The sequence below is a fragment of the [Zimmermannella] faecalis ATCC 13722 genome (assembly GCF_000381765.1).
Lineage (GTDB): Bacteria > Actinomycetota > Actinomycetes > Actinomycetales > Microbacteriaceae > Gulosibacter > Gulosibacter faecalis.
Window position 1 is genome coordinate 102,168 of sequence record NZ_KB907075.1, and the last position, 19,650, is coordinate 121,817.

Sequence of the window (19,650 nt, forward strand, 5' to 3'; positions counted from 1 at the left end):
GTAGGGTGCGAGGGATTGCCCGCCCAGGAAAGGACCCTCGTGACCAGCCCCACCCGCCGTTCCCGTCGCTTTCACCGTCTGGGACGCGGGCGATGGTTCGCGACGCCGGCCGCGATGGCCGCCGCCGGCGCGCTGCTGTTGATGGGCTGCACGGCCGACGCCGATGGCTCGGGCGTCGACGAGGAGGTCACGCAGGAGCTGCCCGAGAAGTTCGCCGACGCCCCGCCCGTCGAGGAGGCGATCGACGAGTTGTTTGCCGCGATCGACTCGGGCGATGAGGCGGCGCTCGCCGAGATGATTCCGAACTATGACGACCTCGACGTGCGGATTCCCGACGTCGCGCCGCAGCGCACCACGACGCTGCACGTCGCCGACGGCGCGGGCGCGTTTGACGGCGCCTCGCTCACCGTCGAGGTGCCGTATCAGGTGGGCGAGGCCCGCGGCGTGTGGGAGGCCCAGCTGCGGTATCTCACGACCGGCGGCGGCGACCCGCACTGGCAGATCACGAACGCGCTCACCGAGGCGTCGGGGCTCGAGTCGGGCTCCGGCTCGACGTACGCCGACGCCGGGTTCGAGGTGACGCCGACGAACGGCGACATCGCGGGCGAGTCGACCTTCACATCGCTGCCGGGGGCGTACGAGTACGTCGTGTCGGTCGATTCCGACCTCGTCGAGGTGACGAGCGATCCCGTGCTCGTGCCCGTGCTCGTCGGCGATGCGAAGGCGGATGCGCCCGGGTCGCTTGAGGCGATCGCGGCCGAGGCGACGGTCGAGCTCTCGTCGGCCGGCATCGACGAGGTGGCGTCGAACTTCTCCGACGTCGTCACGATGTGCTCGAACTGGTGCGATGAGCCGAGCGAGAACGACTGGCAGGCCCTCGAGTGGGGCAACACGTCGGACGGCACCGGCATCTTCACGATCACGTCGTCGGCCGGGTCGTCGAAGGTGACGCCCGTGACCGACGATTCCGCGGTGGCCGCCGACTGGGCCGACCCGATCTCGCACGGCGGCGGCTCGGCCGCGAGCGTCTACGCCGAGGTGTCGCCCGTCAGCATCGACTACTCGAAGACCGACTGCTCGGGCGCATCCAACTGCTCGGTGGAGTCGGGCGGCGGCCTGCCGAGCAGCCGCGACGACGTGCGCCTGCTCTACCGCGTCGACGGCGAGACGATCACGCTCGTCGCGCTGCTCGGGAACCGGTAGTCACTCCTCAGTCGTGTCGTTGGGAGCCGCACGGGAGAGCCACGACGCGATGAACAGGGACGTTCCCGTCACGAGGAACACCGCCATCGCGCTCGATGCGACCGACACGCCTGCGACGACAATGGGAATGACCGTTTGCCCGGCACGGTTGGCCACGAGTCGCAGTGAGGCCCCCGTGCCGCGCTGCTCACGTGGCGTCACAAGCGTCATCCAAGACATCGTGAGCGGTTGGACCGCCCCTGCGGCAAACCCGTAAACCGCGCATGCTGCCGCGAGCAGCGCCGGGGGCACCGGCAATGCGACGATCACGAGTGCGATCGCTGCCGCGACTCCCGTCCAGACGAGCGTGCCGCGGCGGCCGAATCTCGTCGTCATCGGGCCGAGCAGGAGCCTCGAGATCATGGTCGCGAGGCCTCGCACCATGAGGAAGATCGAGAGCATGACCGGGCTGAAGCCGCGCTCCTGCGCGAGCATCGGCAGATAGGCAAGCAGGATGTCGAGGGAGGTCAGCACCAGGCTGCTCGCCATCAGCGCCCGAATGACGCCCTTCCTGCGGAGCAGGCGCCACGCCTCAGGCAGCATCCCTGCGGTTGAGGATTCTGTCGATGTCCCCCGCTGAGTCGGTTTGATGAACCAGGACATCGCCGTACAAATCGCTGCGAGACCAACCCCGATGAGCGAAACGACCTGCAGATTTGGTGACGAATCCTGGGCCCCGGGCTGCATCAGGAGCACTGGACCAAGCATCTGCCCCGACGAGGTCGCGAACGTATACACGCCGAAGAGGTTGTCGAGCTTCCCAGTAGTCGCATCCCGCATAACCCAGGTCTGCTCTCCCACGACGGAGAACAACACGCCGATGCCGAGAAGCATCGTCGCGACAATGAGAAGGATCGCTGAGTGGCTCCCGGCCCAAGCCACCACACACGCGAGTACGAATGCGGTGCCGCCAATGATCAGCGAGACGCGCTCACCGATTCTGTCGACGAGACGGCCAGCAGGTATCGCCAGTAAGAGCGGCGGCAGTGCGAATGACGCCGTAGCGGCGCCCACCCAGCCTCCGCCGCCGCCGAGTTCGAGCAATCCGTAGGAGATCGCGGGCCGCATTGCGTAACTGATCATCTGCACAATGACCGCGTGCACGAGCAGGATCAGCAACCTCGCTGGTCGGCCTTCCGGCTTCATGCCGACTGCTACCGGCGTGGTCTCGGGAACACTGTGCCGTCGAAGATCGGTCTCGCCGTGCGTACTGCGGCCGTTCGCACCACCGTTTCTCCGTTGAGCTCCACTTCGACTTCAAAGGCGCCCGTCGGATGCTCAATGGCGATCCGAGAGCCGGTGTACTCGAGCAGGGGATTCGCGACGCTCCCATCGAGGAGTGCCGCGGCGGCCACGCTCGCCGCACCCAAAACTCCGATCGAGGTGTGCACACGATGGGGGATAAACGTCCGTGTACTGATCGCGCCACCCGATCTCGGTGCTGCCACGAGTGACACCTTGGGAACCGTCGCGTCAGTCACATCGCCAAGGCCCATACGGAGGCCGGCTGCGATTCGCAGACGCTCGACGCGGGCACACAACTCGACATTCGACTCGAGCTCCGCCACCGACTCGTATCCAGTGACCCCAAGGTCCTGAACAGCGACCACGACAACGGGCATGCCGTTATCGATGCAGGTCACTGGAGTGCCATCGATCTCGTCCCTCTGGTTTCCGGTCGGCAGCAACGCGCCGCAGGATGAGCCCGCGGTGTCTGCGAAGTCGAGAACCACTGCCGCGGCGGTTCCTGGCACACCATCGATGCGAGTGTCGCCGTCATATTCCACGCGGCCATTGGGAGTCTGCACCTGTGCGGTTGCGGATCCTGCGGAGTTGAGCAGCCGAATCGGCACTCGGGTGATGCCCTCCTCGGCTGGCCACAGCCCTCGCTCGATCGCAAACGGGCCGACCCCTGCCAGCAAGTTTCCGCAGTTCTGTTTGTCGCTGACGATCGCCGAGTCAATGCCAACTTGAAGAAAGAGGTAGTCAATTCCCCCGTCGTTGGCACCGATCACCGCGACCTTGCTCGTCAATGGGTGTGCACCGCCGATTCCGTCGATCTGTCGTGCGTCTGGTGACCCCATAATCCGGAGGAGCAGATCGTCGCGTTCGCCCTCGTTGTCGGGGAGGTCCTCAGCGAGGAAATACGCACCTTTCGAGGTGCCGCCACGAATGATGAAACAGGGGATGCCCGTAGACATACGTTCCCTTCGTCAAGATGTTCAGAATGCCCGGGAGTTAGCGGGCGGAAGATTCTTTCGCGTGCACCGCGCGCATCGCGTCGATCACGCTATTCAGGTGCGCAGACATCGCGGCTTCTGCCGCGCGCGCATCGCGGCGGCAGATCGTTTCGATGATTTCCAGGTGTTCGCCGATCGAGACCTCGGCGCGCCCCGGCTTCTGGGCCAGGCGGTACTGCTGTCGCACGTTCTGTCCGCGCAAGCGCCGGATCAGACCGGTCGCGGTCGCCTGCCCCGAGATCTCATGTACTCGCCGGTGGAGTTCATTGTTTCTCGCCGCATAGGAATCCCGGTCGTGCGCGTCGACGGCTCGGCTCATCGCTTCGCCGATTGCGCGCAGCTCCGCGATCTCGTCGTCTGTGATGACCTCAGCGGCCTTCCCCGCACACAAGCTTTCGAGCGCGCGGCGGGCCTCGGCGATTTCGATCGCTTCGGCATACTCAACGACGCGCACTCGCGCACCGCGATTGGCGATGCGCTCTACAAGCCCCTCGCCCGCGAGTTCGCTGAGGGCCTCGCGGATTGCTGCTCTCGAAGCGCCGAATTCCTCTGAGAGGTCGGCTTCAACCAACCGCTGTTTCGGCACGAGTTCGCCGGCGAGGATCTGTTCGCGAATTCTCGACGCGAGGTCCATATTTGTCTCCGTTGTAATGTCTCGGTGGTGGCGGGGCCGGCGTCTCGCCGACCCCGCCACGGTTCCTAGCCGGTATAGCCGAAGATGTCGGCCCACTTCGCCGCGTCGGACTCAAGGTTATCGAGCGACTCTTCCAGCGATGCCCGGAATACGAAGTCACTGTCGGCGGCAGGTAGTTCGACGTCACCGATCGTCGGGGTAGGTGCGCCCTCACTGACCGGATAGTCGCCAAGGGACGCCGCGAGCGCCTGTCCATTATTCGACAGCAGCCAGTTCACGAACACCTGCGCGGCGGCGGGATGGCTGGCCGACTCCGTTTGTCCAAGGTAGAACGGGTAAGCGGCCGCACCTTCTTCGGGCATCGCGATCGTGATGGGGGCGCCGTCGAGCTCTGCGGAGTAGGCCGTCGCAATGGGAACCGCGCCGATCGAGATCTCGCCACGGGCGAGACCATCGGTGAGGGCAGCGGACGAGTCATAGATCCGGGGCTTGTTCGCCGCCAGGTCTTCCATCCACTCGTCCCCCAGCTCTGCGAACTGGAAGCGCGTCAAGGCGGCGGTGCTGCCACCCGCGCCGACCTGAACGATGCCGATCTTCCCCGACCACTCAGGGTCTGTCAGATCTGCCCAGTTCTGCGGGGCATCGGCCTCGTCGATGATCTGGTTGTTGTAGCCGAAGCTATAGACGCGGTCGAAACTCGAGTAGTACATGCCGTCTTCAAACTTCGCAGTGTCGAACAGCGAGCCAGCGACGTCATCGGTGAGCTCAACCGGCGTGAATGTGCCGGCCTCGGAGATGCCGCTGATCAGGTCCTCGCCCGAAATTCGGATCACGTCGGCGGCGAGTTGGCCCGCGGCCTGTTCTGAGAGGATTCGCTCGTTCAGCTTGTTTGGCGCGAGCCGAACGATCTCGACGTCGATTCCGGTGGCCTCGGTGAAGGCGTCGGCTGCTTGCTGCTCAGACACCTCGCTGCCGCCCGTGTAGAACGTCAATGACCCTTCGGACTGGGCTTCTTCGAGCAGAGCCGCGTCGGCGATCAACTGACCGTCGATGACGAGGTCGCCGTTTTCATTGACGTACTCTTCGTTGCCGCCGCCCCCGGAACTCGAGCAGGCCGACAGCAATAGGGTTGCGACGGCGGCGACCGCGATCCCCGCTTTAGATGTGCGATTCATGATTCGTCCTCCATTGGATGAATAGTGCTGATTGGGATGAATTAGTCGTTTTTCTGCTTGGCGCCGAACTTCTGCGAGAAGTAGGCAAGTATGAAGATGACAACGCAATACACGAGGCTCGTTGCGGCGCTGCGCTGCAGAATCCCGTTCTCGAAGTCATCGAAGATCACGATCGAGATCAATCGCGTATCGGTCGTGAATAGGAACAGCGGCACGGTGAGCTCTCGCATCGCGAGCATGAGGAGCAGCAGGAAGGTTGAGGTCAACGGCACTCGAAGCAGTGGTGCCGTGATCTTCGCAACCGCCCGCCACCGGCTCGCACCATGCATGACTGCACTGTCTTCAAGGTCGGCGTGCACCTGCAAAATCGAGCTGCTCGCGCCCTGATACCCCTGTGGCATCTGCGCCGCGACAAACGCGATCATCAGCACCAGGAGTGTTCCGTAGACCGGTAGCGGCATGATGAGCCAGGTCCAGAGCAGGCCGAGGCCCAGGACGATGGACGGCACCGCCAGAGGAAGCATGGAGATGTACCCAAGCCCCTCCTTGCCGGGCAGCTTCGTCCGGTTCACCACGTACGAGACGATGAATGCGAGGAGTGTGCCGACAAGTGCGGCCACGATGGCTACCACCACCGAGTTCATCGTTGCGTTGAGGACCAGCTCGGAGGTCAACGTATCCGCGAACATCTCGAAAGAGAAGCGGCCCTCGGAGAACGCCTCCACGACGCTGCCGACGTACGGTGAATCGTGGAGCGTGATGAATAGCAGTGCCGCGATCGGGAGCACAGTCGACAGGGTGAAGTAGACGAGGCCAATGAGGAGCGCCGGCAGGCGGAACCAGCCCAGCCCGACTACTCCGAGCCGCATCCCCTTGCCCGCGACCGTGGTGTAGTTCCGGCGCGCGACGATTCGACGCTGAATCATCGTCACGATCAGCACGATGAGCACCAATGTGATCGCCACAGCAGCAGCCTCGTTCGCCCGCGACGGCGCCGAGTTCATGAGCCGGTAGATGTAGGTCGGCAGGGTGTCGAGCCCGCCCGCGGAGCCGATGATCTGCGAAACCGGGAAGTTCTCGACCGTGAGCACAAAGATGAGAATCGCGGCACCCAGGATCGCGGGGAGTGCGAGCGGCAGGGTCACCTTTCGCACCACCGCTCCCGGTTTCGCCCCATGGATCCGCGCGGCTTCTTCAAGATCCGGGCTCATGAGGCTCAACGACGAGTGGATGAGTAGGAAGGCATAGGGCGCGTAGTAGAGCGCTAGTACGAAGATCAGGCCGCCGATATTGAAGATGTCGATCAACTGCGGCAGGCCAAGATCACGCGCCAGGATGTTGATGAGTCCGGCGTTCGGGCCACCCAGCACGGCCCACGCCAGTGCACCGACATACGAAGGCAGGAACATCGGGACGAGTCCCACGAAATAGAGGAACTTCTTCGCCCGCACATTCGTCCTCGCAGTGACAAACGCGAGGAATCCGCCGATGAGGATCGCGAGTACCGACGCCCCGGCCCCAACAATCACCGAGTTCACCGCCGCCTGACCCGTTCCCGGGCCGAACACGGTCTGGAAATTCTCGAGCGTGAGATTCGTCAGTGAGATGTTCCCGGGGCGCGGTGGCGTCGTCGTAAAGGCCGAAAGCACGACGAGCGCGACTGGCAAGAGGATGACTACGGCAAGCACGGCGTAGAGCACCGCAGGGAACACCGCACGCTTGACGTTTGCGCTCGCTTTGCGGCCCTTCGGCGACTGCACTTTGTGGTGAGGCTCGGTGGCTTCTTCCGCAGACGTGAGCCGAGGAGTTCCAGTCACCGTCATTTTGCACCGACCTGGGCGACGGTCGTCGTTGGTACATCCGCCCGAGGCTCGTCGACGTCGACAGGCAGCACCTGGATTGCCTCCACGTCGATGCTCAGGTCGACCTCGTCGCCTTCAATTTGCGACAACAGCTGCCGTTTCGACCCGGTTACCTCAAGTTGTACATCTGGACCGATCTGAATCCGGTAGACCGCAGTCGGGCCGAGAAACTCGCGAGTCGTGATCCGGCCCTTGAGTTGGTTGGCACCGGGCGTACCGCCGCCGAGCTCGATGTCTTCGGCACGGATGCAGGCTCGCACTTCGTCGATCCGCGCGTACTCGGGCACCTGCAGCACCACATCCGTACCCGAGATTCGCACCATCGTCGAGTCAAGTTGCTCCACCTCGAGCACGTTGCTGACGCCGAGGAAGTCGGCGATTGAGGCGCTCCGGGGTTTCGCGTAGATCTCACGCGGTGAGCCGATCTGCACGATTCGGCCGAACTGCATCATTGCGATTCGATCCGCGAGTGCAAGCGCTTCCTCTTGATCGTGAGTGACGTAGATCGACGTCAGACCGAGTCGCTGCTGGAGCTCTCGAAGGTCGGCACGCAGCCGGGTTCTGAGCCTCGCGTCGAGGTTCGACAGTGGCTCGTCGAGGAGCATGACGGACGGCTGCATTGCCAGGCTCCGCGCGAGGGCAACGCGCTGCATCTGGCCACCACTCAGCCGCGATGCCCCTCGGTCGGCGAATCCTTCCAGCCCAACCAGCTCGAGGGTCTCCATGACGCGCGTTCGAATCTCTTCTTTCGACTTGCGCTTCATCGTGAGCGAGAACGCGACGTTCTCGAACACCGTCATGTGCGGCCAGATCGCGTAGGACTGGAACACCATGCCGATGTTTCGCTTGTTCGGCGGCTTGTCTGTACCAAGGTCGGCGTCGAAGAGCACGTCGTCGCCCATTTTGATACGCCCGAATGTTGGTTTCTCCAGACCCGCGATACACCTCATCGTGCTCGTCTTGCCGCAGCCCGACTGACCGAGGAGCACGAGCGACTCCCCGTCGCCGATTTCCAGATCAAGGTCGCGCACGGCCACGTTGTCGCCGTACTGCAGCGTGAGCCCCTCTACTGTGATGTCCATTGCAGTTCACCTTCGTCCTGAGATCGGAATCCATACACGTCGTAGGAAAGCTCGCCACGTCGCCAGCGTTCCCGGAGCCCGCGCTCCTTCTCTTCTCTCGCGAGCCCGAGTTCCACGGCCTCGTCAACCTTTGCGGCGGGGATCACGGTGCCACCGTCGTCATCGAGCACGATCACGTCGCCGGTTGCCATCGACGCACCACCGATCGTCACCTGCGCATCAACGCGTCCGCGGACGTCCTTCCCCGCGCCCCGTGCGCGAACCCACCTCGCCCAAATGGGGAGCCCCATTTCTCGAAGCGTGTCGACGTCCCGAACGCTTGAGCCCGTGAGGATGGCAACGGCACCGTTCGCCTGGAGCTGTGTCACAAGCAGGTCGCCGATCAGCGCCACGGGGCGAGACTCAGGCATGGCGAGGACTGCGATTTCGCCGGGGCGAATGTGGGCGCACAGTTCGTGAACGCCTCGGTTGTCGTCCTGGCCGCACAGCACAGTACGGATCGGGCCCGCGACCTTCGCGCCGGGGATCACCGGGATCAAGTCGACGTCGAGCAGACCCTTCCTCCCGCGCGCCTCGTAGACCGTCGTGGAGCCGAGTCGGGCGAGGTCCTCGTAGACATCGCTCATCAGAGTGACCCCACAACGTTCGGCACAATTCGCATGAAGGCTTCCGCCTGTCGGATGTCCTTGTTACCGGTAACTTTCCGCGCGTGGTTGCCCCGGTGCTCGGCTCGTTCTGCGTAGTACTGCTGCAGATACGACTGTGCCTTCATGCACGCCATGGCCTCCCGCTTTCGGTCGAAGACCTCGGTGATGTCCACGAACACGCTGGGAACGAATCCACACAACTCGGGTTGATGCGGTTCGAACACGAGGAACTCGCTCGGCGGTGCCGTTCGGAAGCCCGCCTCAACGACCGCGCCGGCTGTCAGCAGTCGAGCACGCGAAACTGCCGTGTACGCAACGGGGTGGTCTGGGTTGAACGGGTCTTTATCAGGGTGCGTGAGCACGACGTCGGGTTGGTAGTCACGCATGACATCGGCGAGGCGGTCGATCGCCGCATCGTTGACGTGGAGGGGATAGTCGCCGAGGTCGAAGGACTCGAATGACGCACCCACCGCCGCCGCGGCAGCCTCGGCCTCCGCATGACGGTGCCGCTTGACGTTCTCGACGGTCTGATTCGGTTCCTTCCAGAGCTCGCCAGATTCTCCGCGCTCTCCATAGGACAGTGCGATCACCCTGGCTTCACCGCCTGCCAGCGTGTGCTTTCCAATCACACCGGCAGCGCGCCAGACGAAATCGGCGCTGTGCGCGCCCACAACGAGCAGTCGTCTCGTTCCCATTCTTCAGTCCTTCTATTCGTTGGTCGTGTGATTCGCTGCGTCTTCGTGCAGCTTCGTCAGCCAGGAGTGCGCCGCATCGGTTGCCCAGTGCGGTTGTCCGATCTCTTCGAGGTATGCCCGGGCGTCTTCCGTTTCGTGGATACGACGGGCAGCGTGTTGTTTCGATCCGGTAATCAATCGGTCGATGAGGAGGGCGGTGTCGCCTGCGAGTTCGTTCGCAATCTGCGCGCGCAGCCACTCCTCGCAGTCACCCAGTTGCGCCGCGCCGACCGACTCGATCACAACTGCAGCGAGGCCCTTCATGAAGACGCTCCGGATCAGCTTTCGCGCCGCCGCAGCTCCAGCGCCGCCCGCAACGGTCTCGACCGGAGTTCCGACCGGAGCCAACAGCTCCGCAAACTCGGACGCGCCTTCGCCACTCACCATGAGCGGTGTCTTTGCGCCACTTCGCGGCACGGGTGCGAGCACCGCAACATCAACGAACCGTGCGCCCGCCTCCGATGCGCGTGTAGCCAGATCGGCCTTCAGCTTGGGAGAGCCCGTATTGAGATCTGCGTAGATGACGCCAGGTGCCGACACTTGGAAGATTTCCTCGGCAACGGCGGCAGCAGCAGTGGCCCCTACGAGCGACACGACGAAATCCGCTCCGGCCACCGCATCCGCGACCTGATCGACCTGTCGTATCCCGTCTTCGTCAAGCCGAGTGAACGGGTCATACCCCGTCACTTCAAAGCCTGCATCTCGGAAGCCACGTGCAAACAACGCACCCGCTTCTCCGAGACCAACTACACCGCATGTCGTCATCTATGACTCCTGTCCCCGTTGCCAGTGAGACCAACCGTAACGATGGGCGACAAGATTGTCTACATTTTTGTCAGTTCTTTTCGTCACCCGAATTTTGGCCGCGGAACCATGGATCGCAACTGCATTGGAAGGCTGAAGTTCCTCGGCGGCACGAACGACCGTCGCGGTAGGTGCCGACTAGACTCGATGTCGGCGATTCCGCCGACCGCATCCCCTTCGTAGGAGCCGTGAATTGAGCACCGAGCACGTTCCCGACACTGTTGAGCACGCCGAGGCGACCCCCGAGCGGGAGCAGCCGTACGAGGCGCTCGGGCTCAAGGCTGACGAGTACGCGAAGATTCGCGAACTGCTCGGCCGCCGCCCCACGTCGGGTGAGCTCGCGATGTATTCGGTGATGTGGTCGGAGCACTGCTCGTATAAGTCGTCGAAAAAGTACCTGCGCGAGTTTGGCGCAAAGGTGAACGACAAGATGCGCGAACACCTGCTGGTCGGCATGGGCGAGAACGCCGGTGTGCTTGACCTCGGTGACGACTGGGCCGTGACGTTCAAGGTCGAGTCACACAACCACCCGAGCTACATCGAGCCGTTCCAGGGCGCCGCGACCGGCGTCGGCGGCATTGTGCGCGACATCATCTCGATGGGCGCGCGCCCCGTCGCCGTCATGGACGGCCTGCGCTTCGGTGACATCGACCACGCCGACACGGGCCGCGTCGTACACGGCGTCGTCGGCGGCATCTCGTTCTACGGCAACTGCCTCGGCCTCCCGAACATCGGCGGCGAGACCTGGTTCGACAAGACGTACCAGGTGAACCCGCTCGTGAACGCGCTCGCCGTTGGCGTGCTGAAGCGCGACGACCTGCACCTCGCGAACGCGCGCGGCGCCGGCAACAAGGTCGTGCTGTTCGGCGCCCGCACGGGTGGCGACGGCATCGGCGGTGCGTCGATCCTCGCGTCTGACACGTTCAGCGAGGGCGGCCCCACGAAGCGCCCCGCAGTGCAGGTCGGCGACCCGTTCGCCGAGAAGGTGCTCATCGAGTGCTGCCTCGAGCTGTTTGCGAACGAGGTCGTTGAGGGTATTCAGGACCTCGGCGCGGCCGGCATCTCGTGCGCCACGTCGGAGCTCGCCGCGGCGGGTGACGGCGGCATGCACATCGAGCTCGACAGCGTGCTGCTGCGCGACCCGTCGCTCACCGCCGAAGAGATTCTCATGAGCGAGTCGCAGGAGCGCATGATGGCGGTCGTGCGCCCCGACCAGCTCGACGCGTTCCTCGCGATCACCGACAAGTGGGCCGTCGAGACCTCGGTGCTCGGCGAGGTGAACACGTCGGGCCGACTCACGATCGACTGGAAGGGCGGGCGCATCGTCGATGTCGATCCCCGCACCGTCGCGGTCGACTCGCCCGTCTACGACCGTCCCGTCGCGTATCCCACCTGGATCGATGCGCTGCAGGCCGACACCGCCGAGCAGCTGCCGCGCCCCGCGAACCCGAGTGAGATCGAGGCGCAGTTCCGCACGATCCTCGGGTCGCCGAACGCGGCCGACCCGGCCTGGATCACCGACCAGTACGACCGCTACGTGCTCGGGAACACCGCGTTCGCGTATCCCGAGAACGCCGGTGTCGTGCGCGTCGACGAGGCGACCGGCATGGGTGTTGCCCTCGCGATGGATGCGAACGGCCGGTACGCGCAGCTCGACCCGCGGGCGGGTGCGCGGCTCGCGCTCGCCGAAGCGTTCCGCAATGTCGCCGCGACCGGCGCCGCGCCGATGGCGGTTTCGGACTGCCTCAACTTCGGTTCGCCCGAGAACCCCGAGGTGATGTGGCAGTTCAAGGAGGCCGTTGAGGGTCTCGCCGATGGTTGCCTTGAGCTTTCGATTCCGGTGACCGGCGGCAACGTGTCGTTTTACAACCAGACCGGCGACGTGCCGATTCACCCGACGCCCGTCGTCGCCGTGCTCGGCAAGCTCGACGACGTCGCTCGCCGCGTGCCGAGCGCGTGGCAAGACGAGGGCCACAACCTCTACCTGCTCGGCGAGACGCGCCTCGAGCTTTCGGGCTCGCTGTGGGCGGATGCGGTGCACGGTCACCTCGGCGGGCTGCCGCCGCAGGTTGACTTCGAGCGCGAGCAGGCGCTCGCCGACCTCATCGATGGCGCCTCGCGTCAGGGGCTGCTCGGGTCGTCGCACGACCTTTCGGAGGGTGGGCTCGCGCTCGCGCTCGCCGAATGCGTGTCACGCTTCGGCGTCGGTGCCCGCGTCGTGCTCGACGAGCTCTGCAAGCGCGAGGGCCTCGACGCCGCCGCCGCGCTGTTCTCGGAGTCGACCGGCCGCGTACTCGTGTCGGTGCCGCGTGAGGAAGACGTGAAGTTCACGTACATGTGCGAGGCGCGCGGGTTCCCCGTGCTGCGCATCGGCGTGACCGACGGAGTCGGCGAAGACGCGACGCTGGATGTGCAGGGCCAGTTCACGCTGCCCGTCGCCGAGATCCGCGCGTTGCGGTCGGCGACGCTGCCCGAGCGGTTTGGGGCGCGGGTCGAGGGGTAGTTCTAACGGTGTCGGTGCCTCGGCATAGATTGTCGTCATGCGCCGCCGCATCCTTGCCCTCATCAGTCTCACTCTCGCACTGCCGTTGCTGGCGGGATGCGCTGGCCAAGGTTCGAGGACGCTCGAGCCCGGCCAGGCGCTCAGCGACGAAGCCATCGCATCCGCCGTCGACACCTGCCGCACCGTGAGCATGGATTTCTACGCCGATGGCAAGATCAACAATGATTTTCCGGCGTGGAGCGAGGAACACGACCTCGAATCGCAATGGGACGACGCCTTCGACATCGATGCCGCGCAGGTGTCCATGCTGCCCGGGGGATTCGCGGTGATGTTCCCCTCATCCGGTTCGGAAGCAGGCGGTGCGAGCCACTACTGCCAAGCGATCAACGGCGAATACACGATCGCAGTCCGACATTAGCGGCCGCCAGGCGCACGGAGCAGCGCAGACAACCGCCACCACGCACGTCCGCCCGCGTTCCCTTCCCGGCCAACCCCGCGTATCCGCGCCGCAACCCGCATCGCCTACGCTGCGCAGCATGCACGCAAGACAGAGCGCCGCGGTGTCGTGGTGGAAGGACTGGCGAGTCTGGGCGGTCATCGCGATCGCCGTCGTCGCGGTCGTGGTCGTGATGCGGTTCGCCGCCACCGCACCCGACGCGGGGGCGGATACGCAACCCGGCGAAACCTCGCAGCCAGCGGAAACGCCGGCGTACGACGGCACTACCCTCGCCGCAGACACCGAGCGGGCGGTGCTCGACGCGTACGGCGTCGACACCGTGGGCGCGATCGACTCGACCGACGGCGCCGCGACCCTCGTCTCGCACATCGACTCGTGGGAATCGTTCAGCGAGGGCCGCGTCACCATCACCCTCGCCGAGAAACTCTCGCCCGAGGCCCTCGAGCGAGTCGCCGCCACCGTGCTCGACCACGCATCCGCGGTCGCCGACCTCGAGTCGGTCACCGCCGTCGACGTTGAGGGGCTCGCCGCGACGGCCGAACGCCCCGAGGGGCCGTAGGCGCGCATCGACGGCGCCGTGTGCGCTGAGGCCGTCTGCGCTGAGTGGGAGTAGCCTCCGGCGACCGGCCGCATCGCGCACCATACCGCCGGCCGCCAGTCGATACCGCCGCTCGCGGGCACGGGCCCGCCAAGCGCCCCTACGCCGTCACGAACGCGCGCGGCGCATCCGCTTCAACCGCCTCAACAACCAGCGCCTCGGCGACCACGCCCTCGAGCCACTCAATACCGGCGTCGCTCGCATCAATCGGACCGCCAGCATCGTGCCGCCCGTACTCGCCGTCGCGAACGGCGCCGCATCCGGCGAGCGCCTCGTCGAGCAGCTCGCTGCCGCGCGAGTACGTCTTCGCGTAGCTGCGGTCGCCGAGCCCGAACATCGCGTAGCGCAGCCCGGTCAGGTCGACGCCGGCCTCCGCGAGTTCGGCGTGCAGCGACCGCACGCCGGTCGGCAGCTCGCCATCGCCGTACGTAGAGCAAATAATGACGTGGAACCGGTCGACATCGAGATCGCCCGCACGCGCCGTCGAGAGGTCGAGCAGCCGCGCATCCCCGCGCGCCTGCAGCGACCGCACCAGCTCCTCGGCGAGCAGCTCAGAGTTGCCCGACTCGGTCGCGAACGCGACGGTGACGGGCGTCGTGATCCGCACGCTGCCGCCCGCAGCCGCGGCACGCGGCGGCACGACGACGGTCGCGTCGGTCGCGGTTGAAATCTGCTCGGCGCGGCTGCGCAACTTGCGGCGCGTGCGCCCGGCCGCGGTGCGCTGCCGCTCGACGTGATCGATGCGCCGCCATCCCGCGATGTCGATCGCGTCGGCGGGCAGCCGCAGTTCGGGGCGGGATGCGGGGTCTCGACGCACAGGCCCGGTTTCGGCGCCCTTCGGCGCCGCCTCGGCCGGAGCGCCGTGCCCGAACGGACAACCGCCGCCCTCCGGCATCGACTCGGCAGCCGGAGCCGCAGCCGCACCCGACTCCCCCGCCGCCTGGCCCGGAGCATCCCCACCCCGCGCCGCCTCAACAAGATCGCCCGCGATCATGCGCGCGAGCAGCTTCGCGTCGGTGCGCTGGTCGGGAATCGCTCCGCGCGGGCCGCGCCGCAGCCAACCGGCGACGTAGAGCCCCGGCTCGACCCGACCATCCGGGTGCCGCCCGGGCACCGCAAGCGCCGACTCGTCGCCGGTGAATCCGATCGCGGTCACGATCGAGTCGACCTCGAGCGCAGCCTCGCGGCCGTCGGCGTGCCGCAGGCGCAGGGCGGATACGCGGCCCGCGTCGCCCTCGCCGGTCGCCTCGATCGGGGTGGCCTCGAACCACCACTCGATACGTGCGTGCGGGGCTGCCCCCTGCGATGCCGCGGCACCGGCCGACGCGAGCTCGCGCACGGCGTCGAGGCGCGCATCCTTGCCCTCGGGGAACGCTTCGAAGTCGACGCCGTGCACGACGTGCTCGAGGCCCGGCATGCCGGCGAGTTCGCGCACCATGACCGGGTCGAATTTCGCGCGCTCGGGGGCGCTACGGCCGACGAGGTGCACGGTGCGCACGCGGCCGGCGAGACGCTCGACGGTGGCGTCGTCGAGGTCGGTGCCGGTGAGGTCGCGGCGGGTGAGGAGGCGGGCGAGGTCCATCGCGACGTTGCCGTGGCCGACCACGGCGACCGTCTCGCCGAGCTCGGGCACGTCGGTCTCGTCGGGGTGGCCGTTGAGCAGGCGAGTGATCTGCCCGGCGCCGAAGATGCCGGGGCGCGTGCCGCCGGCGACGGGGAACGGCACGTCGCGGTGCAGGCCGGTCGCGAGCACGACCGCGTCGTACGATTCGCGCAGCTGCTCGACCGTGACGTCACCCTGCGCGCCGACGCGCACGTTGCCGCGGAACTCGACTCCGGACTCGTCAAAGAATCGCTCAAACTGCTGCGCGACCGACTTCGTACCCTGGTGGTCGGCCGCGACGCCGTAGCGCACGAGGCCGAACGGGGTTGCCGACTCGTCGAGCACGTCGATGCGCGACTTCGGCAGGGCGCGGCGCAGCGCCTGGCCGGTGAAACAGCCGGCGGGGCCCGAGCCAACGATCGCGATGCGCGCCTCGGTTTCTGAGGGCGCGTCGGCGTCGTGCGCGTCGCGGGTCGACTCCCACGCGATCGGCAGTTTCGTCATGCCGCGGAACACCCAGCCGGCCGTGGCGGGCGGGTTGTCGTCGATGAGGCGCATCCCCCGCAGCCGCGAGAAGAGGGCAGGCAGGCCGATCTCGGCGACCTCAGCCTTCGCGACCCACGTGCCGAGGCACGCGTGCACGCCCTTGCCGAACGCGAGGTGCGGCTTCACCTCGCGGTGAATATTGAAGCGCTCGGCGTCGTCCCACACCGTTTCGTCTCGGTTCGCCGAGAGGATGCAGATGCCGAGCCGCGCGTCGGCCGGCAGCTCGACGCCGGCGAGCACCGTGTCGCGAGTGACCTGCCGCGAGTACATGCCGATCGGTGCCACCCAGCGGATCGCCTCGTCGAACGTCGCGCCCCAGAGCGACGGGTCCTGTTCGACGGCGGCGCGCTGCTCGGGGTTGTCGAGCAGCGCCCAAGCGGCCACGCCGAGCGCGTCGCGGGGCTCGTTCACGCCGCCGCCGATCGTCATTTTCAGGTTGGCGCGGATGCGGTCGAGCGGCATCTTGTACTCGTCGATGCGCAGCAGGTGCGCGATGAGGCTCGGGTTGTCGTCGAGGTTCGCGCCGTGCCAGGCGAGCATTTCGTCGAGTGCGGCGTCGACCTCGTTGAAGGAGCGCTCGCCCTCGGCCCACACGTCGGGGTCGTCGGCGTAGTTGCCGGTGGCGTCGATCATCGTTTGCGACCAGCGCTGGAGGTCTTGCTGGGTCGCGTTGTGGAGGCCGATGATTTCGCGGAGGTTCTCGGCGGCGTAGGGTGCGGCGAAGTCCCAGACGAGGTCGGCGCCGGGGCCCTTCTCGACGAGTTCGTCGAGGTAGCGGTTCGCGTTCTCGGCGAAGACGCGGTTCCAGACGTTCTTCACGGCGCCCGGGCGCAGCGCGGGCTGCCAGGCCTTGCGCTCGATCGCGTGCTCGGGGTCGTCGCGGCGCAGCATCGAGTGGCCCATCGCGCGGATCTGCAGCGAGCCCCGCTCGTTCGCCGAGAAGATCTCCTGGTCGAGCTCGGTGCCGTGCACCGCCTCGTACGAGGTGATGAGGTAGCGGCCGACCGCCGGCACCCAGTGCACGCCGCCCTCGGCGCGCAGGCGCTCGTAGATCGGGAATGGATCGCGGTACAGCTCCGGGATCGTCACCCAGTCAGCAACGGGGGCGGGTCGACTTGTCATCGCGGTTCCTCACAACTATTTGTCTCGCGTTTCGCGCTCGTCGTCGAGCGGCGCTCAGCACTGAGCGGGCGTTGGTGGTGTTGTAGTGAGTTTCTCGCTGTTAGTTGGCAAAGAAAAGCGGTCTTTTGTGGCGTGATTCCTTTGTTTTGTGGTGGATGCGCGGGGTGCGGCGACGTGCGGACGTGGGAATGTCGCAGGGTCGGGGCAGGATTGAGTCACGGCGACATGGCTGCGATTTGGATGCTGATAATTCGCTGGTAGTGACTGGATTGAGCATTGTAATACGTATTTCTGTTCGATAGTATTGAAGCACGAAACGTCACTGCGGTGACCTGGCAAACCCGAAGCGGGGTGAACTCCAATGGCCAACGACGATGTGACCGGCGATGGCGGCGACTGGGCCGCGCCAGGAGTCCCCCACGAGCCGACGGTCGACGAGCCGCGCACCGAATCAGTGGGGTCGAGCTCGGTTGATTGGGATGCGCTCACGCGGCCACGGCGCGGGGTCGAGTTCCGGCCGGTGGGCGAGGCACTCGAGCCTCCGATCTGTGATCGCAGCGGTGCGCCTGAGCCTCGCGACCTACGTGCACTTCCAAATCTCGCCGACCTTCCCGACGGCGAACTGATGCGTGCCCTCGAGGCGCACGGTGCCGAGGTGCGGGCCGTGCTCGCGCGCGCGGCCGCGCTGAGTCGGGAGCTCGCGAAGCGGTCAGCGAAGTCACTCGGGCGCGATGCCCTGTCGAAGCGGGCCGGATACGCGAACTCGACGATCGCGGCCGCGCACCTGCTCGGCGTGCCGTACAACTTCGCGCGGCAGCTGCACTCGGTTGGCGAGGCCACCTCGACCCGGATCACGTTGCAGGGCGAGGTGCTCCCGCCCCGATACGAGCACGTCGCTGACTCGGTCGCGGGCGCCGTACTGCCGGTGGAGTATGCGGACAAGATTGTCGAGTTCCTTGAGGACATCACGCCCCGTGTTGACCCGGTCACGCTGGTCGAGGCGGAAGTGGCACTCGTTGAGGCGGCGCCTGGGCTCACGTCGCGCGAGCTCGTGCAGGTGATCGCCGGGATGACATCCGTGCTCGATCCCGACGGTGTCGAACCCACCGAGGCCGAAGCGTACGCAGGCCGGTATTTCGACATGACCGTGCTGCCGACGGGGCAGGTGCGCATCAAGGGGTTGTTGGACGCGGCAAGTGCCGCACCGATCCTCGCGGGCGTGAACGCATACGTCACGAACGAGCTCAGGAAGTCGCGGGGCGTGAACAACCCCGACGGCAGTGTCACCGGCGTCGTCCGAGACGTCGACCGCGACCGCACGGAAGGCCAGGCCCAGAGTGAGAGCGAGGTGGCGCAGATCGTGCAGGAGACCCGCACGGTGCGGCAGTTGCGGGCCGATGCGTTCATCATGCTCTGCCAGCACGCGATCGGCTGCAACGAGCTGCCCGGCTGCTCGACGCAGGTGGTCGTGCGGATGCAGGACCGCGACCTCATCGACCGCGCCCGCGACGCCGGGCTGCTCGACGACGTCGACGCGGCCGACGAGCCAGTTGATGAAGCGACGGGCCTCGACCCGCGCAGCGCCTTCACGAGCGCCGGGCTCGCGACGATCGACGGGCTCCCCGCGGCGATCAGCGCCAGCGCCGCGCGTCGGCTGTGCGCGAAGGCGGGGATCATCCCGGTCGTGCTCGGCGGCGCAGGCGAAGTACTCGATCTCGGGCGCGCATCCCGCCTCGCGACACCCGCCCAACGGAAAGCGTTGATCGAGCGCGATGGCGGCTGCGCGTTCTGCGGGCTCGAGCCATCCATGTGCGAGGTGCACCACGTCCGCTACTGGACCCGCGACGCGGGGCCAACAGACCTCGCGAACCTGATCCTGTTGTGCACGACCTGCCACCACCGCATCCATGACGACGAGTGGCAGATCCGCATCGTGCCGCCCGGCACGGCCGACCAGTACCAAGGTCCGGCAAGGCCGGCGCGGTTCAGTGTGCTCGACGAGGTGTGGTTCATCCCGCCCGCGAGCGTGTATCCCGACCGCACCCCGAGACTCGGCGGGCGAAGAAGGTACGCACCGAAGGTCCGCACCCGCTGTTGAGGCCGGCCGCGCATCCGAATTTCGACGAATTTCGGCGTGTCGCCCAGAATTACTTGACACGACCGAATTCGGTGCATAGTTTTGTGAGCGTCTGAATTTGAGAGGAGGCGGCAAGATGATTATTACGTCAACGGGAATCACCCCGGGAATCCGTGCTGCCTTCGCAGGCGCACGCGCCGTGGCTCTTCACTAGCATCTCCGCTGGCACTCGCCACCGCCCGGGCTTTGACCCTCTGATCACCCCGCAGTTGCGCTCATACGCGCATCGCTGCTTCGGCTGATCGTTCTCACTCGTTGCGAGCC

15 protein-coding genes are annotated in these 19,650 nt (G+C 66.1%); 5 read left to right on the forward strand and 10 right to left on the reverse strand.

Annotated elements, in window-relative coordinates; translation table 11 throughout:
* Window positions 1–39: 39 nt before the first annotated feature.
* Window positions 40–1,203 carry a hypothetical protein gene (locus G328_RS0103195; RefSeq protein WP_154651508.1) on the forward strand — a complete coding sequence of 388 codons (1,164 nt, stop codon included), beginning with the start codon at window positions 40–42 and terminating at the stop codon, window positions 1,201–1,203.
* Here the strand turns inward: G328_RS0103195 and G328_RS0103200 are convergent, their stop codons facing one another.
* From G328_RS0103200 to G328_RS16115, 9 genes are all read right to left on the reverse strand, one after another.
* Window positions 1,204–2,361 (reverse strand): MFS transporter, encoded by a 1,158-nt coding sequence (locus tag G328_RS0103200; protein ID WP_019617902.1) that lies wholly within the window; start codon window positions 2,359–2,361, stop codon window positions 1,204–1,206.
* A 35-nt stretch (window positions 2,362–2,396) separates the two neighbouring features.
* Window positions 2,397–3,443 (reverse strand): 4-oxalomesaconate tautomerase, encoded by a 1,047-nt coding sequence (locus tag G328_RS0103205; protein WP_019617903.1) that lies wholly within the window; start codon window positions 3,441–3,443, stop codon window positions 2,397–2,399.
* A gap of 37 nt (window positions 3,444–3,480) precedes the next feature.
* Window positions 3,481–4,116: a GntR family transcriptional regulator gene (locus G328_RS0103210; protein WP_019617904.1), complete on the reverse strand. Its 636-nt coding sequence runs from the start codon at window positions 4,114–4,116 to the stop codon at window positions 3,481–3,483.
* A gap of 65 nt (window positions 4,117–4,181) precedes the next feature.
* Window positions 4,182–5,291: an ABC transporter substrate-binding protein gene (locus tag G328_RS13985; RefSeq protein ID WP_019617905.1), complete on the reverse strand. Its 1,110-nt coding sequence runs from the start codon at window positions 5,289–5,291 to the stop codon at window positions 4,182–4,184.
* A gap of 41 nt (window positions 5,292–5,332) precedes the next feature.
* Window positions 5,333–7,051: an ABC transporter permease gene (locus tag G328_RS0103220; protein ID WP_019617906.1), complete on the reverse strand. Its 1,719-nt coding sequence runs from the start codon at window positions 7,049–7,051 to the stop codon at window positions 5,333–5,335.
* 59 nt (window positions 7,052–7,110) lie between these two features.
* The gene (locus G328_RS0103225; RefSeq protein WP_019617907.1) at window positions 7,111–8,235 is read right to left on the reverse strand and encodes an ABC transporter ATP-binding protein; all 1,125 of its coding nucleotides are present in this window, start codon (window positions 8,233–8,235) and stop codon (window positions 7,111–7,113) included.
* A complete protein-coding gene (locus G328_RS0103230; protein ID WP_019617908.1) occupies window positions 8,220–8,861 on the reverse strand; it encodes an RraA family protein in 642 nt (213 codons plus the stop codon). The genes G328_RS0103225 and G328_RS0103230 overlap by 16 nt, the downstream gene beginning before the upstream one ends.
* Window positions 8,861–9,577: a PIG-L deacetylase family protein gene (locus G328_RS0103235; RefSeq protein WP_040904694.1), complete on the reverse strand. Its 717-nt coding sequence runs from the start codon at window positions 9,575–9,577 to the stop codon at window positions 8,861–8,863. The genes G328_RS0103230 and G328_RS0103235 overlap by 1 nt, the downstream gene beginning before the upstream one ends.
* A gap of 12 nt (window positions 9,578–9,589) precedes the next feature.
* Window positions 9,590–10,381 carry an NAD(P)-dependent oxidoreductase gene (locus tag G328_RS16115; protein ID WP_040904696.1) on the reverse strand — a complete coding sequence of 264 codons (792 nt, stop codon included), beginning with the start codon at window positions 10,379–10,381 and terminating at the stop codon, window positions 9,590–9,592.
* Between the two features lie 232 nt (window positions 10,382–10,613).
* Between G328_RS16115 and purL the strand changes: the two genes are divergently transcribed.
* The 3 genes from purL to G328_RS0103255 all read left to right on the forward strand — a co-directional run bounded on the left by purL (window position 10,614) and on the right by G328_RS0103255 (window position 13,939).
* Window positions 10,614–12,923: a phosphoribosylformylglycinamidine synthase subunit PurL gene (gene purL, locus G328_RS0103245; protein WP_019617911.1), complete on the forward strand. Its 2,310-nt coding sequence runs from the start codon at window positions 10,614–10,616 to the stop codon at window positions 12,921–12,923.
* 37 nt (window positions 12,924–12,960) lie between these two features.
* Window positions 12,961–13,341: a hypothetical protein gene (locus G328_RS0103250; RefSeq protein WP_019617912.1), complete on the forward strand. Its 381-nt coding sequence runs from the start codon at window positions 12,961–12,963 to the stop codon at window positions 13,339–13,341.
* Between the two features lie 118 nt (window positions 13,342–13,459).
* Window positions 13,460–13,939 (forward strand): hypothetical protein, encoded by a 480-nt coding sequence (locus G328_RS0103255; RefSeq protein ID WP_154651509.1) that lies wholly within the window; start codon window positions 13,460–13,462, stop codon window positions 13,937–13,939.
* A gap of 139 nt (window positions 13,940–14,078) precedes the next feature.
* Here the strand turns inward: G328_RS0103255 and G328_RS0103260 are convergent, their stop codons facing one another.
* Entirely contained in the window at window positions 14,079–17,249 is a 3,171-nt protein-coding gene (locus G328_RS0103260) for a cytochrome P450 (RefSeq protein WP_040904698.1), read from the reverse strand.
* 361 nt (window positions 17,250–17,610) lie between these two features.
* Between G328_RS0103260 and G328_RS0103265 the strand changes: the two genes are divergently transcribed.
* Complete coding sequence (locus G328_RS0103265; protein ID WP_019617915.1) at window positions 17,611–19,347, forward strand: HNH endonuclease; 1,737 nt, start codon at window positions 17,611–17,613, stop codon at window positions 19,345–19,347.
* Window positions 19,348–19,650 lie beyond the last annotated feature (303 nt).

Bases quoted from the DNA above. Each gene is read 5' to 3' on its own strand.
- G328_RS0103205 (WP_019617903.1), bottom strand. From the start codon at position 3,443: ATGTCTACGGGCATCCCCTGTTTCATCATTCGTGGCGGCACCTCGAAA.
- G328_RS0103210 (WP_019617904.1), bottom strand. From the start codon at position 4,116: ATGGACCTCGCGTCGAGAATTCGCGAACAGATCCTCGCCGGCGAACTC.
- G328_RS13985 (WP_019617905.1), bottom strand. From the start codon at position 5,291: ATGAATCGCACATCTAAAGCGGGGATCGCGGTCGCCGCCGTCGCAACC.
- G328_RS0103225 (WP_019617907.1), bottom strand. From the start codon at position 8,235: ATGGACATCACAGTAGAGGGGCTCACGCTGCAGTACGGCGACAACGTG.
- G328_RS0103230 (WP_019617908.1), bottom strand. From the start codon at position 8,861: ATGAGCGATGTCTACGAGGACCTCGCCCGACTCGGCTCCACGACGGTC.
- G328_RS0103235 (WP_040904694.1), bottom strand. From the start codon at position 9,577: ATGGGAACGAGACGACTGCTCGTTGTGGGCGCGCACAGCGCCGATTTC.
- G328_RS16115 (WP_040904696.1), bottom strand. From the start codon at position 10,381: ATGACGACATGCGGTGTAGTTGGTCTCGGAGAAGCGGGTGCGTTGTTT.
- G328_RS0103250 (WP_019617912.1), top strand. From the start codon at position 12,961: ATGCGCCGCCGCATCCTTGCCCTCATCAGTCTCACTCTCGCACTGCCG.
- G328_RS0103255 (WP_154651509.1), top strand. From the start codon at position 13,460: ATGCACGCAAGACAGAGCGCCGCGGTGTCGTGGTGGAAGGACTGGCGA.
- G328_RS0103260 (WP_040904698.1), bottom strand. From the start codon at position 17,249: ATGACAAGTCGACCCGCCCCCGTTGCTGACTGGGTGACGATCCCGGAG.
- G328_RS0103265 (WP_019617915.1), top strand. From the start codon at position 17,611: ATGGCCAACGACGATGTGACCGGCGATGGCGGCGACTGGGCCGCGCCA.